Annotated in this window: 26 protein-coding genes and 1 tRNA gene; 14 read left to right on the plus strand and 13 right to left on the minus strand. The window is 62.2% G+C overall.

Going from position 1 to position 22,262, the window contains the following annotated elements:
- The first annotated feature begins 138 nt into the window (after positions 1 to 138).
- Both ACVW16_RS36140 and ACVW16_RS36145 read left to right on the plus strand, forming a co-directional pair.
- Positions 139 to 1,575 (plus strand): hypothetical protein, encoded by a 1,437-nt coding sequence (locus tag ACVW16_RS36140; RefSeq protein WP_456735175.1) that lies wholly within the window; start codon positions 139 to 141, stop codon positions 1,573 to 1,575.
- Positions 1,576 to 1,961: 386 nt separating this feature from the next.
- Entirely contained in the window at positions 1,962 to 2,342 is a 381-nt protein-coding gene (locus tag ACVW16_RS36145; RefSeq protein WP_456703639.1) for a hypothetical protein, read from the plus strand.
- On the opposite strand, the gene ACVW16_RS36150 is transcribed toward ACVW16_RS36145, so the two are convergent.
- Positions 2,302 to 3,927, minus strand: coding sequence for a glycoside hydrolase family 17 protein (locus ACVW16_RS36150; protein WP_456703640.1), 1,626 nt, complete (start codon positions 3,925 to 3,927; stop codon positions 2,302 to 2,304). The genes ACVW16_RS36145 and ACVW16_RS36150 overlap by 41 nt on opposite strands.
- A 262-nt stretch (positions 3,928 to 4,189) precedes the next feature.
- Here ACVW16_RS36150 and ACVW16_RS36155 point away from each other — a divergent pair, with 262 nt between their 5' ends.
- The 6 genes from ACVW16_RS36155 (at position 4,190) to ACVW16_RS36180 (ending at position 9,852) form a co-directional block, all read left to right on the plus strand.
- Entirely contained in the window at positions 4,190 to 4,792 is a 603-nt protein-coding gene (locus ACVW16_RS36155) for a beta-1-3, beta-1-6-glucan biosynthesis protein (protein ID WP_456735176.1), read from the plus strand.
- Between the two features lie 215 nt (positions 4,793 to 5,007).
- Positions 5,008 to 7,668 carry a glycosyltransferase gene (locus ACVW16_RS36160; protein WP_456703642.1) on the plus strand — a complete coding sequence of 887 codons (2,661 nt, stop codon included), beginning with the start codon at positions 5,008 to 5,010 and terminating at the stop codon, positions 7,666 to 7,668.
- Between the two features lie 261 nt (positions 7,669 to 7,929).
- Positions 7,930 to 8,005, plus strand: a tRNA-Lys gene (locus ACVW16_RS36165).
- Positions 8,006 to 8,510: 505 nt separating this feature from the next.
- Positions 8,511 to 8,792: a hypothetical protein gene (locus tag ACVW16_RS36170; protein ID WP_456735177.1), complete on the plus strand. Its 282-nt coding sequence runs from the start codon at positions 8,511 to 8,513 to the stop codon at positions 8,790 to 8,792.
- A 62-nt stretch (positions 8,793 to 8,854) separates the two neighbouring features.
- Positions 8,855 to 9,463, plus strand: a complete 609-nt coding sequence (locus ACVW16_RS36175) for a hypothetical protein (protein ID WP_456735178.1) — start codon at positions 8,855 to 8,857, stop codon at positions 9,461 to 9,463.
- A 104-nt stretch (positions 9,464 to 9,567) separates the two neighbouring features.
- Positions 9,568 to 9,852, plus strand: a complete 285-nt coding sequence (locus ACVW16_RS36180; protein WP_456735179.1) for a hypothetical protein — start codon at positions 9,568 to 9,570, stop codon at positions 9,850 to 9,852.
- A 7-nt stretch (positions 9,853 to 9,859) separates the two neighbouring features.
- Here ACVW16_RS36180 and ACVW16_RS36185 read toward each other — a convergent pair whose 3' ends face one another.
- The 6 genes from ACVW16_RS36185 to ACVW16_RS36210 form a co-directional block, all read right to left on the minus strand.
- The gene (locus tag ACVW16_RS36185; protein WP_456735180.1) at positions 9,860 to 10,060 is read right to left on the minus strand and encodes a hypothetical protein; all 201 of its coding nucleotides are present in this window, start codon (positions 10,058 to 10,060) and stop codon (positions 9,860 to 9,862) included.
- A 71-nt stretch (positions 10,061 to 10,131) separates the two neighbouring features.
- Positions 10,132 to 10,311: a hypothetical protein gene (locus tag ACVW16_RS36190; protein WP_456735181.1), complete on the minus strand. Its 180-nt coding sequence runs from the start codon at positions 10,309 to 10,311 to the stop codon at positions 10,132 to 10,134.
- Positions 10,312 to 11,041: 730 nt separating this feature from the next.
- Complete coding sequence (locus ACVW16_RS36195; protein WP_456735182.1) at positions 11,042 to 11,275, minus strand: hypothetical protein; 234 nt, start codon at positions 11,273 to 11,275, stop codon at positions 11,042 to 11,044.
- On the minus strand, positions 11,272 to 11,550 hold the full coding sequence (locus ACVW16_RS36200) for a hypothetical protein (protein ID WP_456735183.1): 279 nt from the start codon (positions 11,548 to 11,550) through the stop codon (positions 11,272 to 11,274). Before ACVW16_RS36200 ends, ACVW16_RS36195 begins: the two co-directional genes overlap by 4 nt.
- Complete coding sequence (locus tag ACVW16_RS36205; RefSeq protein WP_456735184.1) at positions 11,547 to 12,035, minus strand: hypothetical protein; 489 nt, start codon at positions 12,033 to 12,035, stop codon at positions 11,547 to 11,549. The genes ACVW16_RS36200 and ACVW16_RS36205 overlap by 4 nt, the downstream gene beginning before the upstream one ends.
- Entirely contained in the window at positions 12,032 to 12,316 is a 285-nt protein-coding gene (locus tag ACVW16_RS36210; RefSeq protein ID WP_456735185.1) for a hypothetical protein, read from the minus strand. Before ACVW16_RS36210 ends, ACVW16_RS36205 begins: the two co-directional genes overlap by 4 nt.
- Before the next feature lie 778 nt (positions 12,317 to 13,094).
- On the opposite strand from ACVW16_RS36210, the gene ACVW16_RS36215 reads away from it, so the two are divergent.
- Both ACVW16_RS36215 and ACVW16_RS36220 read left to right on the plus strand, forming a co-directional pair.
- Positions 13,095 to 13,610 carry a hypothetical protein gene (locus ACVW16_RS36215; RefSeq protein ID WP_456748993.1) on the plus strand — a complete coding sequence of 172 codons (516 nt, stop codon included), beginning with the start codon at positions 13,095 to 13,097 and terminating at the stop codon, positions 13,608 to 13,610.
- A 58-nt stretch (positions 13,611 to 13,668) separates the two neighbouring features.
- Positions 13,669 to 14,694, plus strand: a complete 1,026-nt coding sequence (locus ACVW16_RS36220) for a hypothetical protein (RefSeq protein WP_456735188.1) — start codon at positions 13,669 to 13,671, stop codon at positions 14,692 to 14,694.
- A 153-nt stretch (positions 14,695 to 14,847) separates the two neighbouring features.
- On the opposite strand, the gene ACVW16_RS36225 is transcribed toward ACVW16_RS36220, so the two are convergent.
- The 5 genes from ACVW16_RS36225 to ACVW16_RS36245 all read right to left on the minus strand — a co-directional run bounded on the left by ACVW16_RS36225 (position 14,848) and on the right by ACVW16_RS36245 (position 18,841).
- Entirely contained in the window at positions 14,848 to 16,668 is a 1,821-nt protein-coding gene (locus tag ACVW16_RS36225; protein WP_456735189.1) for a hypothetical protein, read from the minus strand.
- A 651-nt stretch (positions 16,669 to 17,319) separates the two neighbouring features.
- Positions 17,320 to 17,721, minus strand: coding sequence for a hypothetical protein (locus ACVW16_RS36230; protein WP_456735190.1), 402 nt, complete (start codon positions 17,719 to 17,721; stop codon positions 17,320 to 17,322).
- The gene (locus ACVW16_RS36235; protein WP_456735191.1) at positions 17,714 to 17,887 is read right to left on the minus strand and encodes a hypothetical protein; all 174 of its coding nucleotides are present in this window, start codon (positions 17,885 to 17,887) and stop codon (positions 17,714 to 17,716) included. Before ACVW16_RS36235 ends, ACVW16_RS36230 begins: the two co-directional genes overlap by 8 nt.
- Positions 17,884 to 18,663, minus strand: a complete 780-nt coding sequence (locus ACVW16_RS36240) for a hypothetical protein (protein ID WP_456735192.1) — start codon at positions 18,661 to 18,663, stop codon at positions 17,884 to 17,886. Before ACVW16_RS36240 ends, ACVW16_RS36235 begins: the two co-directional genes overlap by 4 nt.
- Positions 18,656 to 18,841, minus strand: coding sequence for a hypothetical protein (locus tag ACVW16_RS36245; protein ID WP_456802607.1), 186 nt, complete (start codon positions 18,839 to 18,841; stop codon positions 18,656 to 18,658). Before ACVW16_RS36245 ends, ACVW16_RS36240 begins: the two co-directional genes overlap by 8 nt.
- A gap of 273 nt (positions 18,842 to 19,114) precedes the next feature.
- Between ACVW16_RS36245 and ACVW16_RS36250 the strand changes: the two genes are divergently transcribed.
- On the plus strand, positions 19,115 to 19,432 hold the full coding sequence (locus tag ACVW16_RS36250) for a hypothetical protein (RefSeq protein WP_092234867.1): 318 nt from the start codon (positions 19,115 to 19,117) through the stop codon (positions 19,430 to 19,432).
- Between the two features lie 72 nt (positions 19,433 to 19,504).
- On the opposite strand, the gene ACVW16_RS36255 is transcribed toward ACVW16_RS36250, so the two are convergent.
- On the minus strand, positions 19,505 to 20,170 hold the full coding sequence (locus tag ACVW16_RS36255) for a hypothetical protein (RefSeq protein ID WP_456735201.1): 666 nt from the start codon (positions 20,168 to 20,170) through the stop codon (positions 19,505 to 19,507).
- 283 nt (positions 20,171 to 20,453) lie between these two features.
- Here ACVW16_RS36255 and ACVW16_RS36260 point away from each other — a divergent pair, with 283 nt between their 5' ends.
- From ACVW16_RS36260 to ACVW16_RS36270, 3 genes are all read left to right on the plus strand, one after another.
- Positions 20,454 to 20,624: a hypothetical protein gene (locus ACVW16_RS36260; protein ID WP_177243495.1), complete on the plus strand. Its 171-nt coding sequence runs from the start codon at positions 20,454 to 20,456 to the stop codon at positions 20,622 to 20,624.
- Positions 20,625 to 20,648: 24 nt separating this feature from the next.
- Positions 20,649 to 20,891: a hypothetical protein gene (locus ACVW16_RS36265; RefSeq protein ID WP_456703644.1), complete on the plus strand. Its 243-nt coding sequence runs from the start codon at positions 20,649 to 20,651 to the stop codon at positions 20,889 to 20,891.
- Positions 20,892 to 21,180: 289 nt separating this feature from the next.
- Positions 21,181 to 22,257: a maleylacetate reductase gene (locus tag ACVW16_RS36270; protein WP_456735202.1), complete on the plus strand. Its 1,077-nt coding sequence runs from the start codon at positions 21,181 to 21,183 to the stop codon at positions 22,255 to 22,257.
- The last annotated feature ends 5 nt before the right edge of the window (positions 22,258 to 22,262 follow it).

The raw sequence follows: 22,262 nt of genomic DNA on the forward strand, positions 1-22,262 counted from the left end.
GGGCGACAAGCCGATGTCGCCCGAGCTTGTTGCCTTGCTACCCCCGCAAACGCCCGGAATTCAAGTGCGCGTGGGTTTTCCTGTTAATGTTCCTTGATTGATTCGGGGAAGCCAGACAGGGCTGGGCACTCAACGTTCATGGCAAAGGATTCCGACCCACTGGCGGATGCCTTCGGCGACAAGGAGACGGGCGGACTGTTCTCCGGCCTTTTGGCGGAGGAAAGCACGTTCGATCGCCGCATGCTCTGGCGGCTAGGCTCCTGGGGCGCGGCCGCCGTCGGCGCCGTCGTGATCGCCGTGATGGCCAACCAGGCCCAGCTCGGCTGGCGACGCGACCAGGTCGCCTCCGCCGATCTCGCCCGCCAGTCCGACCGGCTCCAGGTGCTGACCAAGGAAAGCCAGCTCGAAACGCGCCGCCTCACCTCCGCGATCGAGACGCTGAACTCCGATCGCGACCGGCTTTATGCGCGCATCACGGTGCTCGAACAGGGGCTCGATTCCGTCACGGGCGCCCTCGCCAGGCAGAACGCGACATCACCCCAGCCGCCGCTCGCCAGGCCGCAGGAGCCGCCCGTTGCGGCCGCGCAGCCCGCGACGCCCGCACCCGAGATCGCGCCGGTCGCCTCGACCGCGGCCTCGCTGGTCGACAGGCCGCGCGCAGGCGCTGGCAAGGAACCCAAGGACAGTTCGAACAAGGACAGCTCGAACAAGGACAGTTCGAAAGACACCGCAAAGGATCCGACGAGCCCGCCGCCGCAGAGCGCTTCCGCCGCCTCGCTCGTACCGCTATCGCCGGTGACGACGTCAGCGGTCCCGATCCCTCCGCTGGTGCCATCGAAGTCGATCATGGCTCCGCCCGATCCGGCCGCATCGAAATTGATCGAATCGAACGCGACCGACAAGGCCGCAGAGAAGAAGCCTGAGCCGACGCCTACCACGACCGAGATTGCCGCGACACCGGCCAGATCGCCGGAAGCAAGCCAGGCAGAACCTTCCGCGATCGCCGTCCAGCAGACGCGCTTTGCGATCGATCTCGGCGGCGCGAATTCGGTCGACGGCCTGCGCGCGCTCTGGCGTGGCCTGAACAAATCCAATCCTGAGATCGCCGCGCTGCGGCCGATCATCATGATCAAGGAAAGCGGTAACGGCCTCGGCATGCAGCTCCGCCTTGGCGCCGGCCCGCTGATCAACGCCGCTGCCGCGGCGAAGCTCTGCGCCGGTCTTGCCGAGAACGACCGCCATTGCGAGACGACCGTGTTCGATGGCCAGCGCCTGTCGATGCGCGGCGGCCCGGACAAGGCCCAAGAGAAGGCTCAAGACAAGAACCAGGACAAGGGCTCAGACAGGAACCAGGACAAGAACGCGGAGAGGAGCCAGGACGCGGTACCGGAAGCTGAAACCGCCCCTGCTGCCGCGCCCGCTGCCAAGCCCGAGAGGCATCGCCGCAGCTACTCCTCCAAGCGCTCGTCAAAGCGCGAGGAGCCGGCGCCTGCACCGGCACCTCAGCCGGCTGCTCAAGCCAAGCCCGAGACGGCCCCGGCAAGTTCGACGCTGTCGTCGTTCTTCAGAAGGTAGGACTATCAGGACATCGGATCGAAGCCGCAGCGTCTCGCCGAAACGAGGCTCCTAAAAAACTGCGGCCAACTGGCTGATCTTGATTGCTGCGCAAATGATCATGCCCCAAAGCGCAAAATTGATCTGCAACGCCTCAGCCATCCCCAACCTCCCTTGTATCCTCGCAGTGACGCTCTCGAACGGCGTGATCTGCTCCTGATCGGATCGGCACGCCCGCGCTTCATGTGGGATGTTAGGCGACCCAGGAACCGTCGCAAATCCGTATCGCTACGGTTCTGATTGCGTTTGGGTGCCGTCAAAAAGGAGAGAGCAAAGGGCCGCGACGCCCGGCATAAAAATGTCCCGCCCCTGTTGCTCCCTCCCGCCATCCCGACCATATTGCCCGCATGACAAAAAAGCCGTTCCGCCTCACGCCCTATCAGGTGCAGTTTCTCATCGTCGTCGGGTTCGTTACCGTCGGCTGGGCGCTCTATGTGCGCTATCTCGCGGTCGAGTTCTCACAGGTGGCGCTCGCATGCGACGCCGGCTTGCAGACCATGATCTGCAAGGCACGCTCGGTGTCGACGTCGCTGTTCAAGAATTCCGTGTTCGGGATCGTCGCGCTCGTGATCGCGACGTTGAACCTGATGCGGCCCTCGATCGTGCTGCTGACGCTCGGCGTCATCGCAGCCGGCCTCGGTATCGTGCTCTACAACATCGTGCTGGCAGGCCTTGCGATCGGCCTGCTCATCCTTGGCTTTGCTCGGCCCGCGCCCGCCACAGCGTGAGCGCGAACAGCAAATAGATCGCGCAGGTCCACATCGCCTGCCAATTGTCGCGGCCTTCGTTCAGCAGCACATAGACCGCCGACAGCGCCAAGAGCCCCGCGAACACCGCTTCCGCAATCGGCCGCACGCCGATCTGCGGCCGGTTCAGCATCAACAGCGCGAACGGCACCACCGCCATCGTCAGCGAGGCATAGGGGAAGTCGCGGTAACGCGGATCGAATACGAATCCAAGCGCGGTCTCGGCCGCGATCACGGCCGTGACCGCCAGGGTCAGGCCGAGCACGGCCGAGAGTTTTGACCATTTGCGGCCCTCGCGCGGACCCAGCAGGTCCAGGAAGCTCGGCAGGTTGCGGCCGATGACAAGCGCCTGCGCACAGAAGATCGGCGACAGGATGCCGGCGAGCAGCAGCGCGCCCCATTGCAGCCAACCGCCCCAACCGTAGCTCTCGTAATACATCTTGTCGGCGGCGATCCCGAGCAGGATGCCCGCCGAGGTCGCGGAGATGCCGACGCCAAGCCACGCCGGGAAGCGCGGCGTCCAGGGCCGGCGACGCAGCGTGATGCCTGCGACCGCGAACACCAGCACGCTGAGGACCATGCCGGCGCCCATGTACCATTTCCAGAACGGGAAGTTGCTGATCGGCTGGCCCGGCGGATATTTCAGCTGGCGCCGCACGGAATCGAACAGGCCCCAATAGCCGCCGACGGTGCCCTCTAACCGCCGCTTCCACGGCTGGTCATAGGCCTCGATCAGGTTGACGCGAAACTTCTGAGTCTTGGCGAGCGCCAGGATTTCCGAGACGACGCGCGCCTGGTTGGTGCGTGACGGCAAAGCTCCGTCGCGCATGCGACCTTCGCTCGGCCAGCCGGTTTCGCCGATCAGGATTTCCTTGCCGGGAAACGCCACCGCCATGCGCTCGCGGATCGCCTCGACATGGGCAGAGGCGAATTTCGCCTTCACCGGCATATCCTCCCAGTAAGGCAGGATGTGAATCGTGACGAAGTCGACGGCGTCATAGACCTCGCGGTTCTTCAGCCAGTATTCCCACACGTCGGCATAGGTCACGGGCACGCTGACCTGCGCTTTGACCGAACGGATGATCGCGATGAGATCCTGTGTCGTCATCTCGCCGCGCAGCAGCACCTCGTTGCCGACCACGAGCGCGGAGATGGTGTCGGGAAATTCCTTGGTGAGGCGGATAGCGGTCGCCACCTGCTCAAAGTTCTTGGCGCGGTTGCTGCCGAGCCAGATGCCCTGGATCACCTTCAGCCCACCGACCTTGGCCGCGACCGAAGGCACCTGGTCGAGCCCGTTCTCGATCGAGTAGGTGCGGACGCAATCGGTGATCTGCTTGAGTTGACGCAGGTCCTGCTCGATCTGGTCGGCCTCGATGTGGGTCCATGCGTTCAACGGCGTCTGCTCGCCGCGGAACGGGGCGTAGGAGACGCATTGGACCTTGTCGTTGGGGTCGATGGGGGCACGCGCGAGCGTGATCGGCGTGGCAAGCCACCACCACACGGCAGCAATCGCACCCAGGGAAACGAGCAGAAGCGCCAGTGGCGTACGAAGAGAAATCGGTTCCATCCTCCGCGAAGGGCCCGTCGATTACCTGCTCGCACGCCGTCTGCCAAGGGGGGACACGGGTGAGGCGCCAGCTCTCCCCGGCGAATCGGCCTGCGGCCGTTGGACCGGGCCGTAGGATCGTGACTTTGCTGGACAAAAATCCAAATACAGGCCAATGGATTTCAAGGAATTTTTCCGCCGCATTGGAGACCCATTTGGACGCCATCACGTCGGCATCCGCGGGGCCCTCCCGCGGGCGGACGGCTGAGATATTGGGGAATTCATGCGGCGACGGGTGTTCGAGTCACGAAATGCGGTCCTGCGGCAGTTCGCCGCCACCTTGGCCGTCACTTCCCTTGTCCTACTGACCGGCCTCGGCAGCGTCTCCGCCCAGAGCGGCGCGCCGGCACCCGAGCAGGGCAAGCAGCCGGCGGCGCAGGCTACCGACGCCACCAAGGAAGCCAACCAGAATCAGAACCAGAAGCGGATCGACGAGTTCGCCGAAGCTGCCCGAGCCATCAACGGTCCGGGCGGCAACCCTGAATGCGTTTGGCTCGGCCGTCGCGCAGTTCAGTTGATGTACCGGGACGACCTCGATACCGCCTTTCGCCACATCGATCTTTACGACCGCTTTGGTTGCCCCGGCGGCCACATCCAGGCCGCGTTCCGCTGCCTGACCCGCTTCCTCACCCAGATCGACGACAAGGTTCCGAACAGCCTGAACAATCTGACCCAGGCCTGCTGGATCAACCCGGCAGCCCAGCCGCAGCAGACAGCCGCAGCGGCCTCGCCATCGCCCGCACCGACCGCCGGCGGCGCGTCGCAGCCGCAGCCGGCAGCGAGCCCCTCGCCTGCGGCCAGCCCCACGCCGGCACCGTCCAAATAGCCGCAGGCCGGCTTCAGCCCCCGTTCAGGAACGGCCGGCGATATCTGCGGTCGGCACTGCCACGCATCCAAAATTGCCATGCCCTCATAAGGACATGAGGACATGACAGTTGTGAAACCGCGCGGCAGAGATATGCTCCATTTGCCGCGGACTCGGTCGGATCTCGGGGTCGGATCCGCTTCCCTGCCCCTTCAGCCCCTTTTGGTTTAGCCGCGATGCGCGTTGTCGCCGCAGTTCTGTTGCTCGTGTCCGCGCTTCACGCCGGGCTGTGGGGAGTCCTACGCGACAAGGAACCCGCGCCCGATTTCAAGGGCCTGCTGCCGAGCCTCTCTTACATGCCGTTCGAGCCAGGACATGTCGTCGACCTCAACGTCGATCCCGACAAGATTCGCGCGGACATGAAGAAGCTCTCAACCCTCACGCGGGCCATCCGATGCTACGCGGCGGCAGAGGGCAACGAGCTGGTGCCGCCGATTGCCGCCGAGTTCGGTCTCAAGGTCACGGTCGGTGCCTGGATCGGTAAGGACGAGGACCGCAACGAGCGGGAGATCAAGGCGGCGATCGAACTCGCCCGCAAGAACAGCAACGTCAACGGCGTCGTCGTCGGCAACGAGGTGATCTATCGCGCCGACCAGAAGGTCGAATACCTCATCGAGATGATCAAGAAGGTGAAGAGCGCGGTGCGCGTGCCCGTCACCACCGGCGAAATCTGGAACATCTGGCGCGACAACCCCGATCTCGGCTCCAATGTCGATTTCATCGCCGCCCACGTCCTGCCCTATTGGGAATTCTTCCGCTCGGACCAGGCCGTCGACCAAGCCGTCGATCGCTACAATCTGCTGCGCAACCAGTTCCCCGGCAAGCGCATCGTCATCGCCGAGTTTGGCTGGCCGAGCGCGGGCTATAATTTGCGCAACGCAGACCCCGGCCCGTTCCAGCAGGCGCTGACCTTGCGCAACTTCGTCGGCCGCGCCGAAGCCATGGGCATGGAATACAATATCGTCGAGGCGATCGATCAGCCCTGGAAGTATTCTGAAGGCGGCGTCGGTCCGTACTGGGGTATCCTCAACGCCAACCGCGAGCCGAAATTCGCCTGGACCGGACCGGTCGAAAACCCCGACTATTGGAAGCTGATGACGATCGCACTGCTGGTCGGCATCCTGTTGTCGCTGCCGATCCTGCGCCTGGAGCAGCCCACCGCCAGGCAGGCCTTCCTGCTGTCGGCGGCCGCCAATGGCGTCGGCGCCTGGGCCGCGACCGTGTTCGCGTTCTGGAACGGGCACTATTTCATCTTCGGCTCGGCGTTCGCGCTGACGCTCGGCATGATCCTGCTTGTTCCTCTCGTCCTGATCGCTATGGCCCGCATCGACGAGATTGCGGCCGTCGCCTTCGGCCGCCCGCCGCAGCGGCTGCTCGCCAAGAGCAAGCCGATCGAGAACGTGCCTGACAATTACTACCCGAAAGTCTCGATCCACATCCCTGCGTATTTCGAGCCGGTCGAGATGCTCAAGCAGACGCTCGATGCGCTGTCGCGGCTCGACTATCCGAACTACGAATGCGTGGTCATCATCAACAACACGCCCGATCCCGCGTTCTGGCAACCGATCCAGGATCATTGCCGCGCGCTCGGTGAGCGCTTCAAGTTCATCAACGCCGAGAAGGTGCAGGGTTTCAAGGCCGGCGCGCTGCGGATCGCGATGGATCGTACCGCCGCCGACGCCGAGATCATCGGCATCCTCGATGCCGACTATGTCGTCGAGCCCGACTGGCTGAAGGATCTCGTGCCGGCTTTCGCCGACCCCCGCGTTGGGCTGGTGCAGGCGCCGCAGGAGCACCGCGACGGCGATCTGTCGATCATGCACTACATCATGAACGGCGAATATGCCGGCTTCTTCGATATCGGCATGGTCCAGCGCAACGAGCTCAACGCCGTCATCGTGCACGGCACGATGTGCCTGATCCGCCGCGCAGCGATGGACATGGCCGGCGGCTGGTCATCCGACACGATCTGCGAGGATTCGGATCTCGGGCTTGCGATCCAGGAGCTCGGCTGGACCACCCACTACACCCGCTACCGCTACGGCAAGGGCCTGCTGCCCGACACCTATGAGGCCTTCAAGAAGCAGCGCCACCGCTGGGCCTATGGCGGCCTCCAGATCGTCAAGAAGCACTGGCGGCACTTCCTGCCGGGCAAGAGCCGACTGACGCCTGATCAGAAGCGCGAATATGGCCTGGGCTGGCTGAACTGGCTCGGGGCCGAAAGCCTCGGCGTGGTCGTGGCGCTGCTCAACCTCGTGTGGGTGCCGATCGTCGCCTTCGCCGACATCGCCATCCCCGACAAAATCTTGACACTGCCGATCATCGGCGCCTTCGTCGTCTCGCTCGCGCATTTCCTCTCGATGTACCGCGCGCGCGTCGCGATCAAACCCGGCCAGATGCTGGGCGCCATGATCGCCGCGATGAGCGTGCAATGGACGGTGTCGCGCGCGGTGGCGCAGGGCCTGATCACCGAGCACATCGCGTTCGCGCGCACCTCCAAGGGCGGTCTGTCCAGGATGTCGATCGAGTTCCAGGCGTTCTGGGAGGCCGTCATCGGCACCCTGCTGCTGGTCGGCGCCGGCGTGCTGGTCGCCTCCAACTCTTTCCGCCAGATCACCGAGATCTACATCTTCGCCGGCGTGCTGGTGCTGCAGAGCCTGCCGTTCCTGGCCGCGGTCGCGATCGCCATCCTCGAGCTCAGCCGCATCAACTCGTTCCAGTTCTGGCGCGACAGCGCGATCCGCACCGCCGAGCTGATCGGCCTGCGCCCCGTCGCGCTGCCGACGTCGGGCAAGGCGCAAGCCGTGCCGAGCGAGGTGCGGCGGGAGGCGAACTGACTTCGACGTGGATGACGAACCGCCAAGCGAGGTGAAGGTCTTTAGCTAAGCGGTAGAAACCGCAGCAGAATCCCCGCTCGTACCGCTATCCGCGGCAGCCATTCGCGCTATTGACCTCCGCGTCCCATCCCCCTACACAGCGCGGGCCGAAAGCATGACCCGGAAACATCCGGTTTTCCGCAACGCCAAATCGGCGTGGCGGATGCTTTTCCAATGACCGAGACGATGGCGGTCGATCTCTAAAGCCATCAGCGGCCATGGGAGCGCGTAGCTCAGCCGGTAGAGCACGTGACTTTTAATCACGGGGTCCTGGGTTCGAGCCCCAGCGCGCTCACCAAGAAAATCAACAACTTAGCAGCAAAAATTGAGCTATATGCTTCCCAGAAAATCGCTGTTGGGAAGCGGCTGGGATGCTCGCGGGATCTCGAATCCGAGCTGCGGGCGTTCGAGCGAGTGTGTCTTGAGCAAGCTCAAGCCTGCGATCTCGATCTCGCCCGCGATGCTCTGATTGGCCTGTCGCTCAACTACCGGATCGCGGCCGACACGATCAGGCGATGTCGTGCTGATGATGCCTGATGACGCGGTTCAGACAGCTCGCACGTTAAGGTAGGAAAAACCGGGCATGACCTGTTGATAGGTCGGACAGACCGGGACAGATTCGGAAGGTGCACTGGAGAATGGTATGTTCCTGACCGAGTCGGGATTCGCTCTTGGGGAACGAATCCCGATCCTGCGCAACTCAGCTTGGGGCTGGCGGCAGGCCATTGGTCGGTAACAGGTCGGACTATAACTCCTGACTCGCCCATGTCGTCAAGCCGGCCCCTCCTTCAAAGGAGGCCGACATGGCCTACAACTTGTTCATCGCCTACGATCTCGACAAACCAGGACAGAACTACGATGCGGTGCACGCACGCATCAAATCCTTGGGGCGCTGGTACCACGCTCAGCAGTCGCTTTTCTACGTTCACACTGCAATGACGGCTCAGGAAGCTCACGCTTATGTCGGAGCCGTCATCGACAGCAACGATAAGCTGATGGTGGTCGATGCTACCAACGCCGTGATGTATCCGGCACCGCCTATGGACGTCGAAGCGATCAACCGCGTTTGGTTCGCCGCAGCGTGACCAAAAAGATGCCCGGGCAGTGCCCGGGCATCACCCACGGCGCGCAGTAGTTCGGCACCCAAATGACCAGAAAGACGCTTTACCTCAACGGCAAGCTCATCTGCGAATACGATGCTCCGGCTGATCAACAGGCTGACATTGAGCTATGCAGGGAGATGCTGAAACAGCGCGGCTTGTGGGAAACTATCGGCCGCGAAAGAGTCCTTTTCAATCAAGCCTTCGCTTTCGCGAACGCCAGCGCGATGATCTGGACACAGAAGCTTGGCCCCAGTCCGGTACGAGACGGACACGCTGCAGTGCCATTTGTCGTCAATTCTTCTTTTGCCACGGAGCTGTACCTCAAAGCGATCGCGCTCGTGAATGGTAAGAAGCTCCACGGTCATGAACTGGATCACCTGTTTAAGAAGATCCCGTCGGCTGGGCATACTGTGATTGAACGGAAACTCGAAGAGCAAATCCCGAAGGATCAGTGGGAAAGCACGATAAGATCGATGTCCGATCTTCGCGGTCTATTTCAGCGCCATAGGGATACGTTCAAGGACTGGCGGTATTTGCACGAACACGAGCACGTAGGCGAGTTTCGTTTCCGGGATGCGATATTTGCCATGCAAGTGCTTCACGAAGCCTGCTTGGCTTATCCGCAGATCCTCAAACCAAACCCGCCGGGGTGAGACCTTCATCTTTCCACATCCCCTGCCGGCAGTAGCTCGCGCGCGTTCCGAGCCACCACCTATCGACAATTTGACTCCCGCCGGCGCGGCGCTTCGATGGCGCCGTGCCACGCCCTCGCCGCCACACGCCAACACATTCCGACAGTCGGCCGCTCAAGATCACCTTCGGCGAGATGCGCGAGATGGGCCTGCGCAGCGTGCTGGTCTATTGCCATTGCGGGCATCACATCACGCTCAGCGCCGATCGCTGGCCCGACGACATGCGGTTGTCCGACCTCGAGCCGCGCTTCGTCTGCAAGGGCTGCGGCAGCCGCGGCGCCGACGTCAGACCTGACTTCGAGCGAGGTGACCAGCGTCGAGCGATAAAAACGAGAGAGGCCGCCAACTGAGGCGGCGTTACTTCTTGCGGCGCTGCTCCATGGTCTTAAGGGCGCGGGCAGATTGGTTCAAGACAGCGGTGCTTTGGGCGAGGACCGAGTAGCTGGTTGCCAGCGCCTCAAGCTGAGACTTGGTGACCTTATCGGAAGCTTGTTCCGCTGCCTTTGCGAAGTGGTCCGCTTCTTCCAAGTATTTCGCTGGCGTCATCATGCCGGGCAACAATACGCCCCATTGACCGTTCCAAAATTTCAAACTGAGACATGACCGAAACTTTGTTCTCGGCCGGAGAATTACGGCGCTCCCTTTGGCGGCCAAGTCGTTGGTGCAGGCTGGCTAAGCAGCTCTTTGGCTTTGGCGACCAATTCGGCCGATCGCAGGATCATCTCTCGTACGCGCTGGTTCTCGGCGCGCATCCGCGCCAGCCTAATTTCGATTTGCTCGGCAAGCCATTCCAAGTCACCCGTCACCATGGCGCGCCTCCGGTCGAGCTGAGGGCTTAACGCAGGTTAATTTTTCGGGTTCCGCAAATCAGGGTACTCACAAAGTCGAACTGGGCCACGGAGGTCGGAAGCAGGCCAGCGCCCGATCATGTAGGCACCCGTAAATTTCCCAAGGTGGCAGGCCGCCAGCTGGGGCGGCTTTACTTTTACTCGGGCGATGTATCCTCTCTCGCGAGTTGCGTAGCGAGAGCCTTTAGGATGCGCTGCTCTGCCACCGGCAACTTTCCATTGCATATGGCCTTGGCGACGACTTCAATCTGCTCGCTCATGCGAGCGAGGATAGCGGACTTCCGATCTTGCTGATCCATTCGCCGTACCTCTGCGAGGTACAAACGTTTAGCAAGTTCCGAGAAGCCGGACACTCCGCAATTCGGCTTAGGACAATGGGCTCAAATACGGAAAGCACCAAAAACGCGATAGGAACGTTTCGGCGACCGAGAACGGAGGCCGTCAGCGCGAACCACGCCCAGGCCGCAACCGGATTCACATTTGTTGTGGCGGGAACTAGCGCTACCGGGAAGTTTCGGCAAACCGGGGCTGGCTGCATAGTTCACCTAGATCTTTTCACCCGGTTGATTTGACCGCGCGGGCCGCAGCGAATTCAATCGCTGCGGCCTTCGGCGTCTCTAGCGTTGCAGCCGTCGGCGGTGCGTCATGAGCCGCTGCCGGTCGCGCTTCCTGTGGGTTCGGCGCCGGCGCTTCATGTTCGCCTCGCGACGATCGTTCGGACAAGTCCCTTTAGATCGCCGCAGATCAGCCAGTCGAGGCTGATGCGGTATTTCTCGGCGAAGCACAGCAGATCATAGTGCTTGAGCCTCCCTCGCACCTTTGCGACTTCCGCTTGGGGCACACCATAGTCGGCCGCTACCATGTCGATCCGCCGTCTCATTTCGTCCTTGAAATTTGCCCGGGCCTTCTTTTGATCTTCCCTCATCGCAGCCCCCGCTGATCGAGCAGCGCCTGCATATAGCCGTTGATGAATTGACGGCCGCTCTCATCGAGCTCCTCGAGTTTGGACCTAAACTCCTGATCCAGCATTGCAACACGCGGGCGCCGTAGCTGGGTGACCGTCGCGGCTGGCGGCGCCGCCGCTGCGGCCTGAGCCTCTTTTGCCGCCCGTTCTTCCGGCGTGCCGTTTTTGGAGCGGCGCGGCTTGCGAGCATGCACCCGACGGGAAGCATCGTAGGGGAATTTGACGATGTTGCTCATGCTCCGCGCTCCCGCTGTTCGCAATCTCGTTCGACGAGCCGGAAGAATGACCGAAGGAAGTCGATTTCGAACGGACGAAGATTGCGGCCGGACTCCTCGTCACCGTTCTGATCCATCACCACATTGGCAACGCTGGCGAGCGACCAGAGCTCGACTGTCCGAACCGTGCTCGCCTTCTTCATAAGCCGGTTGAGCTTGCGCAATTGCGCGTCTCGGCGCTCCCACACGCCCTCAAGGACAATGTCAGCGACGGTCGAATTGCCTGTGTGCTCGGCAATCCAGGCGCCATTCATGGCGGCGTTCAGGGACGTGTAAGTGACGGCCGCCCGCATGATCTTGGACTTCCGGTCGAGGGCTTCGTCGTCCCCCTCGCGTTCGGGCGAACTGGGGCGCGGCGCCATTACCGCAGCGGCTCCAGCGGGCGAAAGAGCTGAGACAAGGGCTGCCGCCTCGCGTGCAGCAGACAGGTCGATGATGTTGCTCATGCCATCGCTCCCTGCTGCCAGTCTTGCGTGCCGACCTGCTCATGCAGGCCATCCCAGTCGCCGATGCCGCTGTCGTTGTCGGCCTCTAGCTCCGTGGTGACATACGGGTCGGTTGCGTCGAGGAAGGCGATCAGCCGCTCGATTTCGGCTGATGCCTCTTTCCTGAGTCTGTCGAGGTCGCTGGGAAGATTTACTGGAAACGGCTGTCGGACAGCCGGTCGGCGTGAAAACGAATCCACGGACTCCGCTCGCGGCGGAAACATGGGTCTTTCGATGGTCATGGTGGTGCTCTGAGTTAGGGCTTTCCAAGGCCCGCGCAGCGGGACGGCCACTGCAGCCGGGGTTTGGAAACGTGCCAGAGCGACACGCCGAGCGCTTTTACCCGTGAGGGCTGGACAGCACGCCCGACCCCCGGCCATAAAGGCAGGGTTCGGAGCCGCACCGCCAAGTGCGTCCGTTCATGCGGCACTGCCGCACGATTCAGCCGTCACCACCGACGCCAATCGGTGTCATCCTGACCAAGGATGTGCGGCTATAGCTCTGGTCCGGGTTTCCAAGCCCACGGACATCCCACCATGATTTGGTGAATCTTGTCTATCCCCTTCCGGGGCGCCTCGGCGCGCCTCTGGCCGGTGGATTGTGGGGACGCGAGCGGGTCCGGATTCGCCAAGCGGCCCGCGCTGCGTCAGCCTCCCGGCATGCCCGACAAAACACCAAAGGATGCCGACTTCCTGACCGACGCTGAGATCGCGGTGCACTGGGGCGTCTGTGACAAGACGGCCAGGCGGGCTATGGGAGCGCTGGAGAAGGCCGGCGGATTCCCGCGAAAGGACCCTCTTTTCGGGAATAAACGCTACTGGCCGGCCGTAGACGCTTTCATGAAACGGCGTGCAGGGCTTAACGTCGCCCCGGTTTTCAACACCCGATGGACAGGAGAACTGGGATTGAAGCAGCAGGCTCCCATCCCTGTATTCCTGCCAATCCGACGAGCGTACTATTGATCTCGCGCGCTGGTTGAGATTGGATGGCGCTTTGAGAATTGGCCGGGGGGCTGCGTTTATGCGGAATTTGGGGATCGTGGCGCTCGGCGCTGCGCTGGCGGGGTGTGCATCATCTGCCGCGGACATCACGCCAGCTTATGTTTCGCCGGTTCAGTATCAATCATATACCTGTCAACAACTGGCCCTTGAAGCTCAGTCGATCTCCGCGCGCGCCGCGGCATTATCCGGAGCTCAAGACAGTCAACGAACGAAAGATCAAGTTGCAACAGGCGTTGCGATTGTCGTGTTTTGGCCCGCCGCATTCCTTGTTGGAGGCGACAAGCAGACCGCTGCCGAGCTAGCTCAGATGAAGGGCCAGATGGTCGCCGTCGAGCAGGCCTCGATCGCCAAGAAGTGCAACATTCAATTTCAGGGCAAACCTGATCCTGGAGCCGCTACCGAGGCCGAGCCGGAGCCGTCACCCCCGGCGGTGCAATCCAAGCCACGGGCGAAGTCAAAGCCTCGAGCGCAGGCGCAGGCGGTAACGGCTGCATCTCCTCCGCCGCAGCCGCCTGAAGCTCCGGCCAAGCAATAGGGTGCGCAGCCGCTCGAGCTTCGGGTTGCGGAAAGATGTGCAACGATTGAGGGGCACCATGATTAGTCGACGTATTGCGGGTCCGGTCGCCGTCGCACTTCTCTTAACGGCAGCAATCGTGTCTCGTGCGACAGCTGCCGAAGTCAAAGTTGGGGTAGGCAAATCTGGTCAAGCGACCATTTGGATTACCGGAGAGATCGTTCCAGGGGACGCCGATAAGTTCGCTGAGTCTGTCCGGCAGGCGAACGATTCCGGGAAGTTTGTTGCAAACGTCAGACTGGATTCTCCTGGCGGTAACTTGCTCGAAGGGGTGAAGATCGCCGATCTCATACGGTTTGGTAAAACGTCGACAAACGTCGGCAGGACCGCGACGTGTGCTTCCGCCTGCTTTCTGATGTTTGCTGCCGGTTCAACCAAGAACGCTAGTTACGGCGCTCAGATAGGCGTCCACGGCGCGTCGGAAGAAAACGGCGCAGAAACTGTGGCGTCAGGTGCTGCAACAGTTTCGATGGCCAAGATCGCAAAGGAACTGGGCGTGCCACCCGCAATTATTGGGCGCATGGTAGTCACACCTCCCCAAGACATGGTTTGGCTAAGCCCGCAGGAGCTTCAGTCGATGGGCACTACCATGATGGGAAAGCCTGACCAGACCTCGATGACCTCAGCTCGATCCGGTGCCATCGCCGGAGGACAGATAGCGCGTCAGACTCCACAACAAACCCGACCGACGGATGAGCCGATGGATTTGTTGCCATCGAAAAGGTCTTCAACCCCGGCGACATGGGACCAATTCGTAGAACGCTCAGTTGCGCTATCGGCCCAGCAGAACGGAGGCAGAGCTAACAGTGGCAGGACCTGTCAGCCAGAACTAAAAACATGTGTTAATGCGGTGTTTTTTAGGATCGCCAATACCGCCTCAATGATCAAAGTGACGCGAGATATGAACGATCAGATCATCAGGAGAGAATTCTGCACTTTCAATCAATCGTCAGATATTCGGCGCTGCATCGATTGGGACACACAGCGAACCCATCGCGACATGCAAGACGCATCTGGCAACTGGACCCAAATCGCCGACGATTGATACTCACCAATTCTTTCACCATGAACCGCATCGGGCGCCGCACATTGATTTGCATGGCGGTGATACTCGTCCTTGCACTGATCTGGAGACTTCTTCGGTAACCTAATCAGCGAAGTTACCCCGCGTCGCTGAGACATGATCTTTGCCGGCCGCTTACGGGTTGAACGTCGTGTCCGTCACGATCGTGCCGGTATTGCTCGTGCCGCCGCTCTGACCGTCAAACACGGTGCGGGTCGAGCCATTCGGTGTCGCCCGGCCGATCACGAAGTTGCCTGGCTTGTTGTTCGCGCTTAGCGTCACGAGGTTGGTGCACGAGCTATTCCCCGTTGCGTTGTGTACCCCGACGAGACCATTCGTTAGAGCGGTTGGAATGTCGACAAAGATCCCCTGCGACAGCAGCTCACAATGGAAGTTGACGACATCCAGGAAGCCGCCGGTGATGTGAATTCCGGTGCCCACGCCGCTCGCTCCGTTAGCAATCACTGTGTCGTAAATGCCGATGATGGTCGTTCCATAGCTCAGGTGAATGAGGTCGGTGGTCGACGACGCGCCGTCGATCTCGATGTTGCGCAGCGTGACGTAGGATGCGCCGCCGTAACCTGTCTCGAGCCAGATGGCACCGCGCTGGCCCGTGAACAGGTGGAGGTTTTCGGCCACAACGCCATCTTGAACGTTGTTGCTGTAGATCATCGCGTAGTTCGAGCTCGCCAACGCATTCGTCGCGTAGAGCTCCATATCGCGAATTTGCACGCCGAAGCAGGCAAGCGAAGTGGTCTTGTCGCAGAGCTCGATGAAATGTGCGCTCTGCGGAAAGCCGGTGTTGCACATTTTCATCGACGAGCTGTACCGGCCGGATCCGCGCAACGTGACGTTCACCGGCACCACGATCGTGGTGGTACAGAAATAAGCGGTACCCGCGGGGACATAGACAGATTGCCCTGAGCAGCCGCCTGAGCCGGGGTCCACCAGGCCTGGGCACGGATAAGATGCAAACCAAAGCGCATTCTGAAAGGCGCGCGTGTCGTCGGTGGCACTTCCGTCGGTGCCTGCCCAGTTAAGGACCGCTCCGAACTGGCGAACATTGATCCAATTCCCATCGTCGACCACGATCTGGAAATGCGTGCCGACGGAATCGACGAAGCTGCCGGTGGTGGAAACCGCGGAGACCGTCCAGGTGAAGCCTGAGCCGCTGCCGCCGATGCTCGCGTTTGGAGCCGAGAGCACATCGCCAACCGCGTAGCCGAACCCCGGCTCCGTGATCGTCACCGACGTAACCGCGCCGCCGGCCACAACGATGGTCGCATAGGCGCGAAAGCCGGAGCCGCTGGATAATCCAACGAAGTTATAGGTGCCGTTCGCGTACCCGGTTCCGGAAGACGTCACTGAGCCGCTGGTGATGAAGGTGTCCTTGAACGCGGTCGATCCGACATTCTTGAACGTCGCACCTCCGCCATCGCCGGCCGATGCATATCCGCCAGTGTGGATTACGCTGAAGGTGTGCAGGTCGAGCGTGGCCGCCGTGGCGCGCGAGGCGACGAAAAACGCGTTAGACCCTGCTACGGGCTGAGTGTTGCAGGTCGCACATCCGATCACCAGCGGGTTGGTGCCGGTGATCGTGATCGGGCCAGAGCCCTGGATGTTGTTCGTGATCGTGGTGGGGTTGGTGCCGGTCAGCGTGATCCCGTTGCCAGCCGTCAGCGTCGAACTCGGGATCGAGACGCACGAGACAAGGTTGCCGGAATTGTCGAAGCAAGCGCCAAGGTTTTTGCGGGATGCGGCAGAAGCCAGGACCGCTAGCGTCTCGCCGGGAGGCGCGAGCACCGCGCGGCCAGTGACGTCGTTCAGTTTGTCCCAGGTCTCGCGATTCTGCGCGACGATATCTGTCAGCGCCTGGTTGAGATCGCGCGCCGGGACGCCGCGGTTCTCCGAGAACTGCGCAACGCGGCGTGGCCGGCGGGCGCCGACGATCTGCACTGTGCCAGTTTGCACTGAGTTGAAGGTCAGAACCGCGTTCGTAATCGGGCGGGCAAGCGTGCCGATCGATCCACTCGGGCTGGTGATGGTGTAGCTCGATGACGGGATCAGTGTCCCATTGAGCCAGACCTCGATCCAGTTGCCGTAGTCCGTGCCGTCGCCATACAGTGCGAAGCCGACGGCGCATGTACACGTCGACCCGGAGATTGTGTATGTCGTCCGACGCTCGGTGTCAGGTAGCGCCGGGACAGGCGTCGGCGACTGCGCGAAGGCCGGGACAAGCTGAAACAGGAGCGCGGCTGCAATGCCGACGCGGCGCAGATGGCGGAAGGACATGGACCGACCTCGAGGATCGGCTCAGATCGGTGAGCCGCCGGAGGTCGTTTCCGCCGTTGACCGTGGCGAAGCTTGTTGGCGGGAAGCTCGATCCCGAAACGCTCGTGAGGCGAGCGCGGCCTACTCGGCAGGTAGCGATTCCGCCTTCAACAGGTTTCGAAACTGTGCGTCATCAAGGCCCGCGATGCTGCGGAGCATGGTGCACACCTTCCGCCACCGGGCAACCTGGTCCTTCCACTCCCGGGCGCTCGCGCGAACCGCCTTGAGCTCGCGCTTAAGGCCGAGAATTGCGGCGGTCTCCCTCTCACTCATTCGTCAATGGCTCAGATAGGGTTTTCCGCGCTTGGGTCGTGGCGGCTTCTTCACGCGGGTAGATTTCGGCCTAGAAGTGATGCGCCCCTTCGATTTTCGACTGTCGTTATTCAGTCGAACGTTCCTGAGCGCGCGCTCTGTAAACATCGGCTGGACTTTGGCAAGGGCCTGACGGTCATCCACGATGAGCAGCTTGAGCCCGAGGGCCTGCAGCGTCAGCCCAAGCGTTGTCATCCCGAAGCGCTTCACTTCGCACGGGGACAAAAGCTTCCCCGCGTGCCCTTTGCTCAAGCCAGCAACGTCGTCGACACACTGCCGCGTAATGTTGAGCTGTTCAACCCGCGCGCGGATGGCCTCTCGAAGCGCGCTATAGCTGACGGCCTCGGCGAAAAACAAGTCAGTCATCAGACCGCTCCTGAGCTTGTCTGCGCGAGCGGGCCGCCGCCATGTCGACGACGTTGGACGCGGCGCGGCCGCTTACTGGGGTGAGATGCAGCAGCCCGCCGACGTGGCCCTCGGCTGCATACGTCTGCCGTGCGGCCTGGTAGGCCATGTCAGCCGCGGTGCTCATCGATCGCCACCACGGCCGCCAAAGCGTTGGTTCATCTGCGCGGCGCGCTTCTGCGCAAAGGACATGTTGTCATAGCCGGGGATCGCGCCCTTCGGATCTGCATGCTCACGATGCGAGCCGGTGATGGTCGATCCGCCCTGCGAGGAAAAGGCGCGGATGATGCCCTCCAGCGCCTCGACGTTCGCCGCGACCGGGAATTGCTTGAGCGTGGCGATCATGACCTTGGCCTTGTCACCGACCTTCGCGGTCAGCCAGGTCTCGATCGCGTCGATACGCTGCGGCGCGGCGGCGCCCAGCTTGGCGAGCTCAGCGGCCCGCGCATTGTTGACGTTTTGGAGCTCGCCGACTTTGGTCGACGCGTACAAGCCGAGCAGGTCTTGGAAGGTGGCAGAATCCAAACCCCGCCGGTGCGCCATTTCCCGAAACTGCTTCAATGCCGGATCATTCGCATTGATCTGGAATTCCATGCCTTCCGGAGCCTTGAAGCCATCGGGCAGCCGGACTTCGTAGGCGTCGGGGGACGATGGGAGACCTGCCTTAGCGATCTGCCGCTGCGAGTGATCGGCCAGGATGTCGAGCACCTCCCGCTCCGGCCGCTCCATGCCGCCGATCGTGATCTTGCGGTCCTGGTCGCCGGCGCCCGCCTGCTCGCGCCGATCCAGCGCGGGGCTGTGGCCGCGAGTGTCGGGCGCGCGCGGCGGCTGCTGCTGTGTATGCGTGGGCGCGGTTGTGGCGGTGGTGCTGCCTGTTGCGGATGTGCCGTCATTCTCAGCCATTTGCCACCTCGTAAGTGAATTCACCTTGCGCGCCGGATCCCGTCACGCTGCCTTCGTAGGCGCCGCGGTTCGAAACGGCCCCGACCACCTGCAACAGGGCCTGCTGAATCGCGGCCCGCTCCGCCACATCATCCACGCGCGTCACCGGCTTGCCGCGCGCAGGCGTCTCGATCGTCAAAGCGCGCTCACCAAGCAAAATCACTGGACTTTAGCAAGAACTCGAAGCCGACCGAAAAAGCCCTGTGTGGGCCGATCGATTGCCACTTCTGCAGGTCGAGGATACGGAGCGTGTGCCGTCAGGCCTCGGGCCGGGATGGATTGTCGGTGGCCCTGCCAGGCGGCAGTGTCACCCTGCTCGCGCGATGGACTAACTCCTTTTCGCCAGTCGACTTTTCGGTCACGGAAGCTCAAGATTCCAGCATCGAAACCAAGCCAGAAAGCGGAGGGTCTCGTGAGCAGGTCGCCCTCAATTGTGCCGATCGCCCCAACCGACCGTGATGTCTATCTCGTGCTTGAGGACTTTGGGGGACGGCTCGGCCGCGCCTGGTGCGAAACTGCCGAAGAGGATACCGGTCGTGCCACGCTGGTGCGGCACCTCACTGAAGGCCAGTACGAACATCCCGCTCGCATCGTCGCCTTCAACACGGCAGAGGGATGGTCGCGCGATGTGACCGCGGACATTGCAGATGAACTCCGCCGACGCTTTGTCGAGCTGGGCGATGTATCACCGTCTCTGCTCAAGTTTTTGGAAAGGGCCGCCAGGCACTGAAACTCACCTTCCGCAGCTTCCAAAATCCTCGTGAGCTCTATCGGACCACCGCGTCAAGGAGCTGGACTGCCCTCAGCTCTCCGGAACTGCAACCGTCGCCGGCGCGGTCAGCGGAGCACCTCCGACCGAAACCGGCCCGATCGATTTCGGCTGCCGAGCCATCTTGCGCATCAAAAACCGGTCGCGCGCGCGCAATCTTGGGATTGAGGACGTGACTTCCGACATCATCGAACTTTGCAGGGTGTCGATCTTCGCGATCAGCGTCGAAAGCTGCGGCGAGATCTTCTTCACGTCGCCCCGTTCGTCAGTGATGCTCTGGCGGAGTGACATGAGGGTGGTCGAATCCTGCTGACGCAGAGCCGTGCTTTGCTGCAAGGAGGAATTGATCTCCTGCAGCGCGGCGGCCTGTTGCTGCTGTGTCGATTGGATCTCCTTCAAGGCCGCAACGATCGGATCCGGCTTTGGCGCGACCTCATCCTGGCGCGGAAACAGCGCGGCCAGGTTGCTGATGTCGGGCAAGGTGAGATCGAACGGCAATGTATAGATAGCAGCCGCGCCATTGATCGCCAGGGCACACACCGCCAGTGCCAGTACGGATTTCCGGCTCGAACGCTTGAGCAATTCCGGAGCTTTCGGTGCTTCGCGTTCGGCTTCGGATTGGAATGCCGCGGCTGCAAGTGCAGCGCCGTCGAGATGCTCGGCGAATCCCAGCGGTTCGGATGTCGTGGTCATGCGCATTGACCTCATGAGCGAGCAAAAGGAGGCCGTCGCCGGAACGTCATCGCGACGTCTCCCTTACGCAGCACTCACTTACACAACTGCTTCAAATTGTGAGCATTTCGGATTAATTCCACGTTAGCGACGTGGCCGCCCGGCACGCCCCGTGACCCCGGCCGATTACGGGGCTGCCTGATGCATGATCGGCCCTGCACTCTGTTCCCGCTCCATGCATCTCCTCCAAAAAAAGCCAGGAGACAACCCGCCGGAAAGGTGTAGGCTTCGACAAAATGGGAGGAGCGGCATGTTTGAAATCACCGGTTTCGACACGGCAGGGGTCGTCAACCTCAAGCGGGAGTCTCTGACTGCCGCCCTCAAGAAGGCCAGGGAGCTGATCGAGGACGGATGCCGGGATGTTCAGATCGTCGATCCCCAAGGCCGGGTTTACACCTCGTTTGAGGAGCAGGCAGCCTAGCCGCCCTCGCACAGGGAGTGAGCCATGAAGGAACATGGCCTGGATGGTCGCCACCGGGACAAGGATGGCGAGATCATCAAGAAGCACGGCAACACGCTGATCGGTACGCTGCGCCATATCTATGGGAAGAGTTTTGCGGCCGGGTATCCCGATACGACGAGACTCAGCGAAGTCTTGCAACAGTTGAACGAGACGTCGCTGAGCCAGTTGCGGCGCGATCATCAAACGGGGCATTTGGGCCACAAGATCGACCACGTTCCGAAGTGACCGCCCGCTCGACCCCAGGGCTTGGTCGACCCCAGCGGGATTGCTCCCGAATACCGCGAGGCCGCCGAAAAGCGCCGCGCCGAACAGATCCGTCAACGTGAATGCGGCCACCGCGGATCTGGCGACGGTGCTGCCGGCGCGCGATCAGATCGCGAGCGCGCCTTCAGCCTTTCTTCAGGTATACGGCTCAGCCGCCGATCTCCAGTGTTCGTTGTTGCCGGTGCATGAGTTCCGTCCAGATCCAGTGCACGCGTTGCAAGGTCGATTATCCCGTCAAAGAGACAGGCACATGATCGGTTCGTTTACCTTTGAAAACCTGCCCTGCCGTGTCGTGTTCGGCAGCGGAACGCTCGGCGCGGCCAAGGCCGAGCTCGAGCGCCTCGGCGGCAAGCGCGCGCTGGTGCTGACAACGCCGCAGCAGGAAACGGCGGGCAAGGCGCTGGGTGCCGCCCTTGGCCCGCTCTATGCCGGCCTCTTTCCCGGCGCCACGATGCACACGCCGGTCGAAATCACCGAGCGCGCGATCGCGGCGATGAAGGATTGCGGCGCGGACTGCGTGGTCGCGCTCGGCGGCGGCTCGACCACCGGATTGGGCAAGGCGCTCGCCCTGCGCACAGGCGTCAACCAGCTCTGCATTCCCACCACCTATGCCGGCTCGGAGATGACCCCGATCCTCGGCCAGACCGAGAACGGGTTGAAGACGACGGTGCGCGACAACGCCGTGCTGCCGGAGACCGTAATCTACGATGTCGACCTGACGATGACGCTGCCGGTCGGGCTCACGGCCACATCGGGCATCAACGCCATCGCACATGCGGTCGAAGCGCTCTATGCGCGAGACACCAACCCTGTCACCTCGCTGATGGCCGAGGAGGGCATCCGCGCGCTGGCGCGTGCCCTGCCCGCGATTGCCGCCAAGCCCGACGATCGCGGCGCGCGCAGCGATGCACTCTACGGCGCCTGGCTGTGCGGCGTGTGTCTCGGCACCGTCGGCATGGCGTTGCATCACAAGCTTTGCCACACGCTCGGCGGCACGTTCGATCTGCCTCATGCGGAGACGCACACCATCGTGCTGCCGCATGCGCTGGCCTACAACGCACCGGTGGTGCCCGACGCGATGGCGCGGATCGCGCGCGCAATCGGTGCGTCGGATGCATCGCAGGGGCTTTTCGAACTAGCCAAGCGGTTGGGCGCCAAGGTCGCGCTACGTGACATCGGCATGCCCGAGAGCGGAATCGACAAGGCGGCCGACCTCGCCGTCACCAATGCCTACTGGAATCCGCGCCCACTCGAGCGGGGTGCCATCCGCGACCTCATTGCGCGCGCCTGGGCCGGCGAGACGCCGGTCGCAATCAAAGCGGCGTGACCACA

The organism is Bradyrhizobium sp. USDA 4474 (assembly GCF_054057515.1).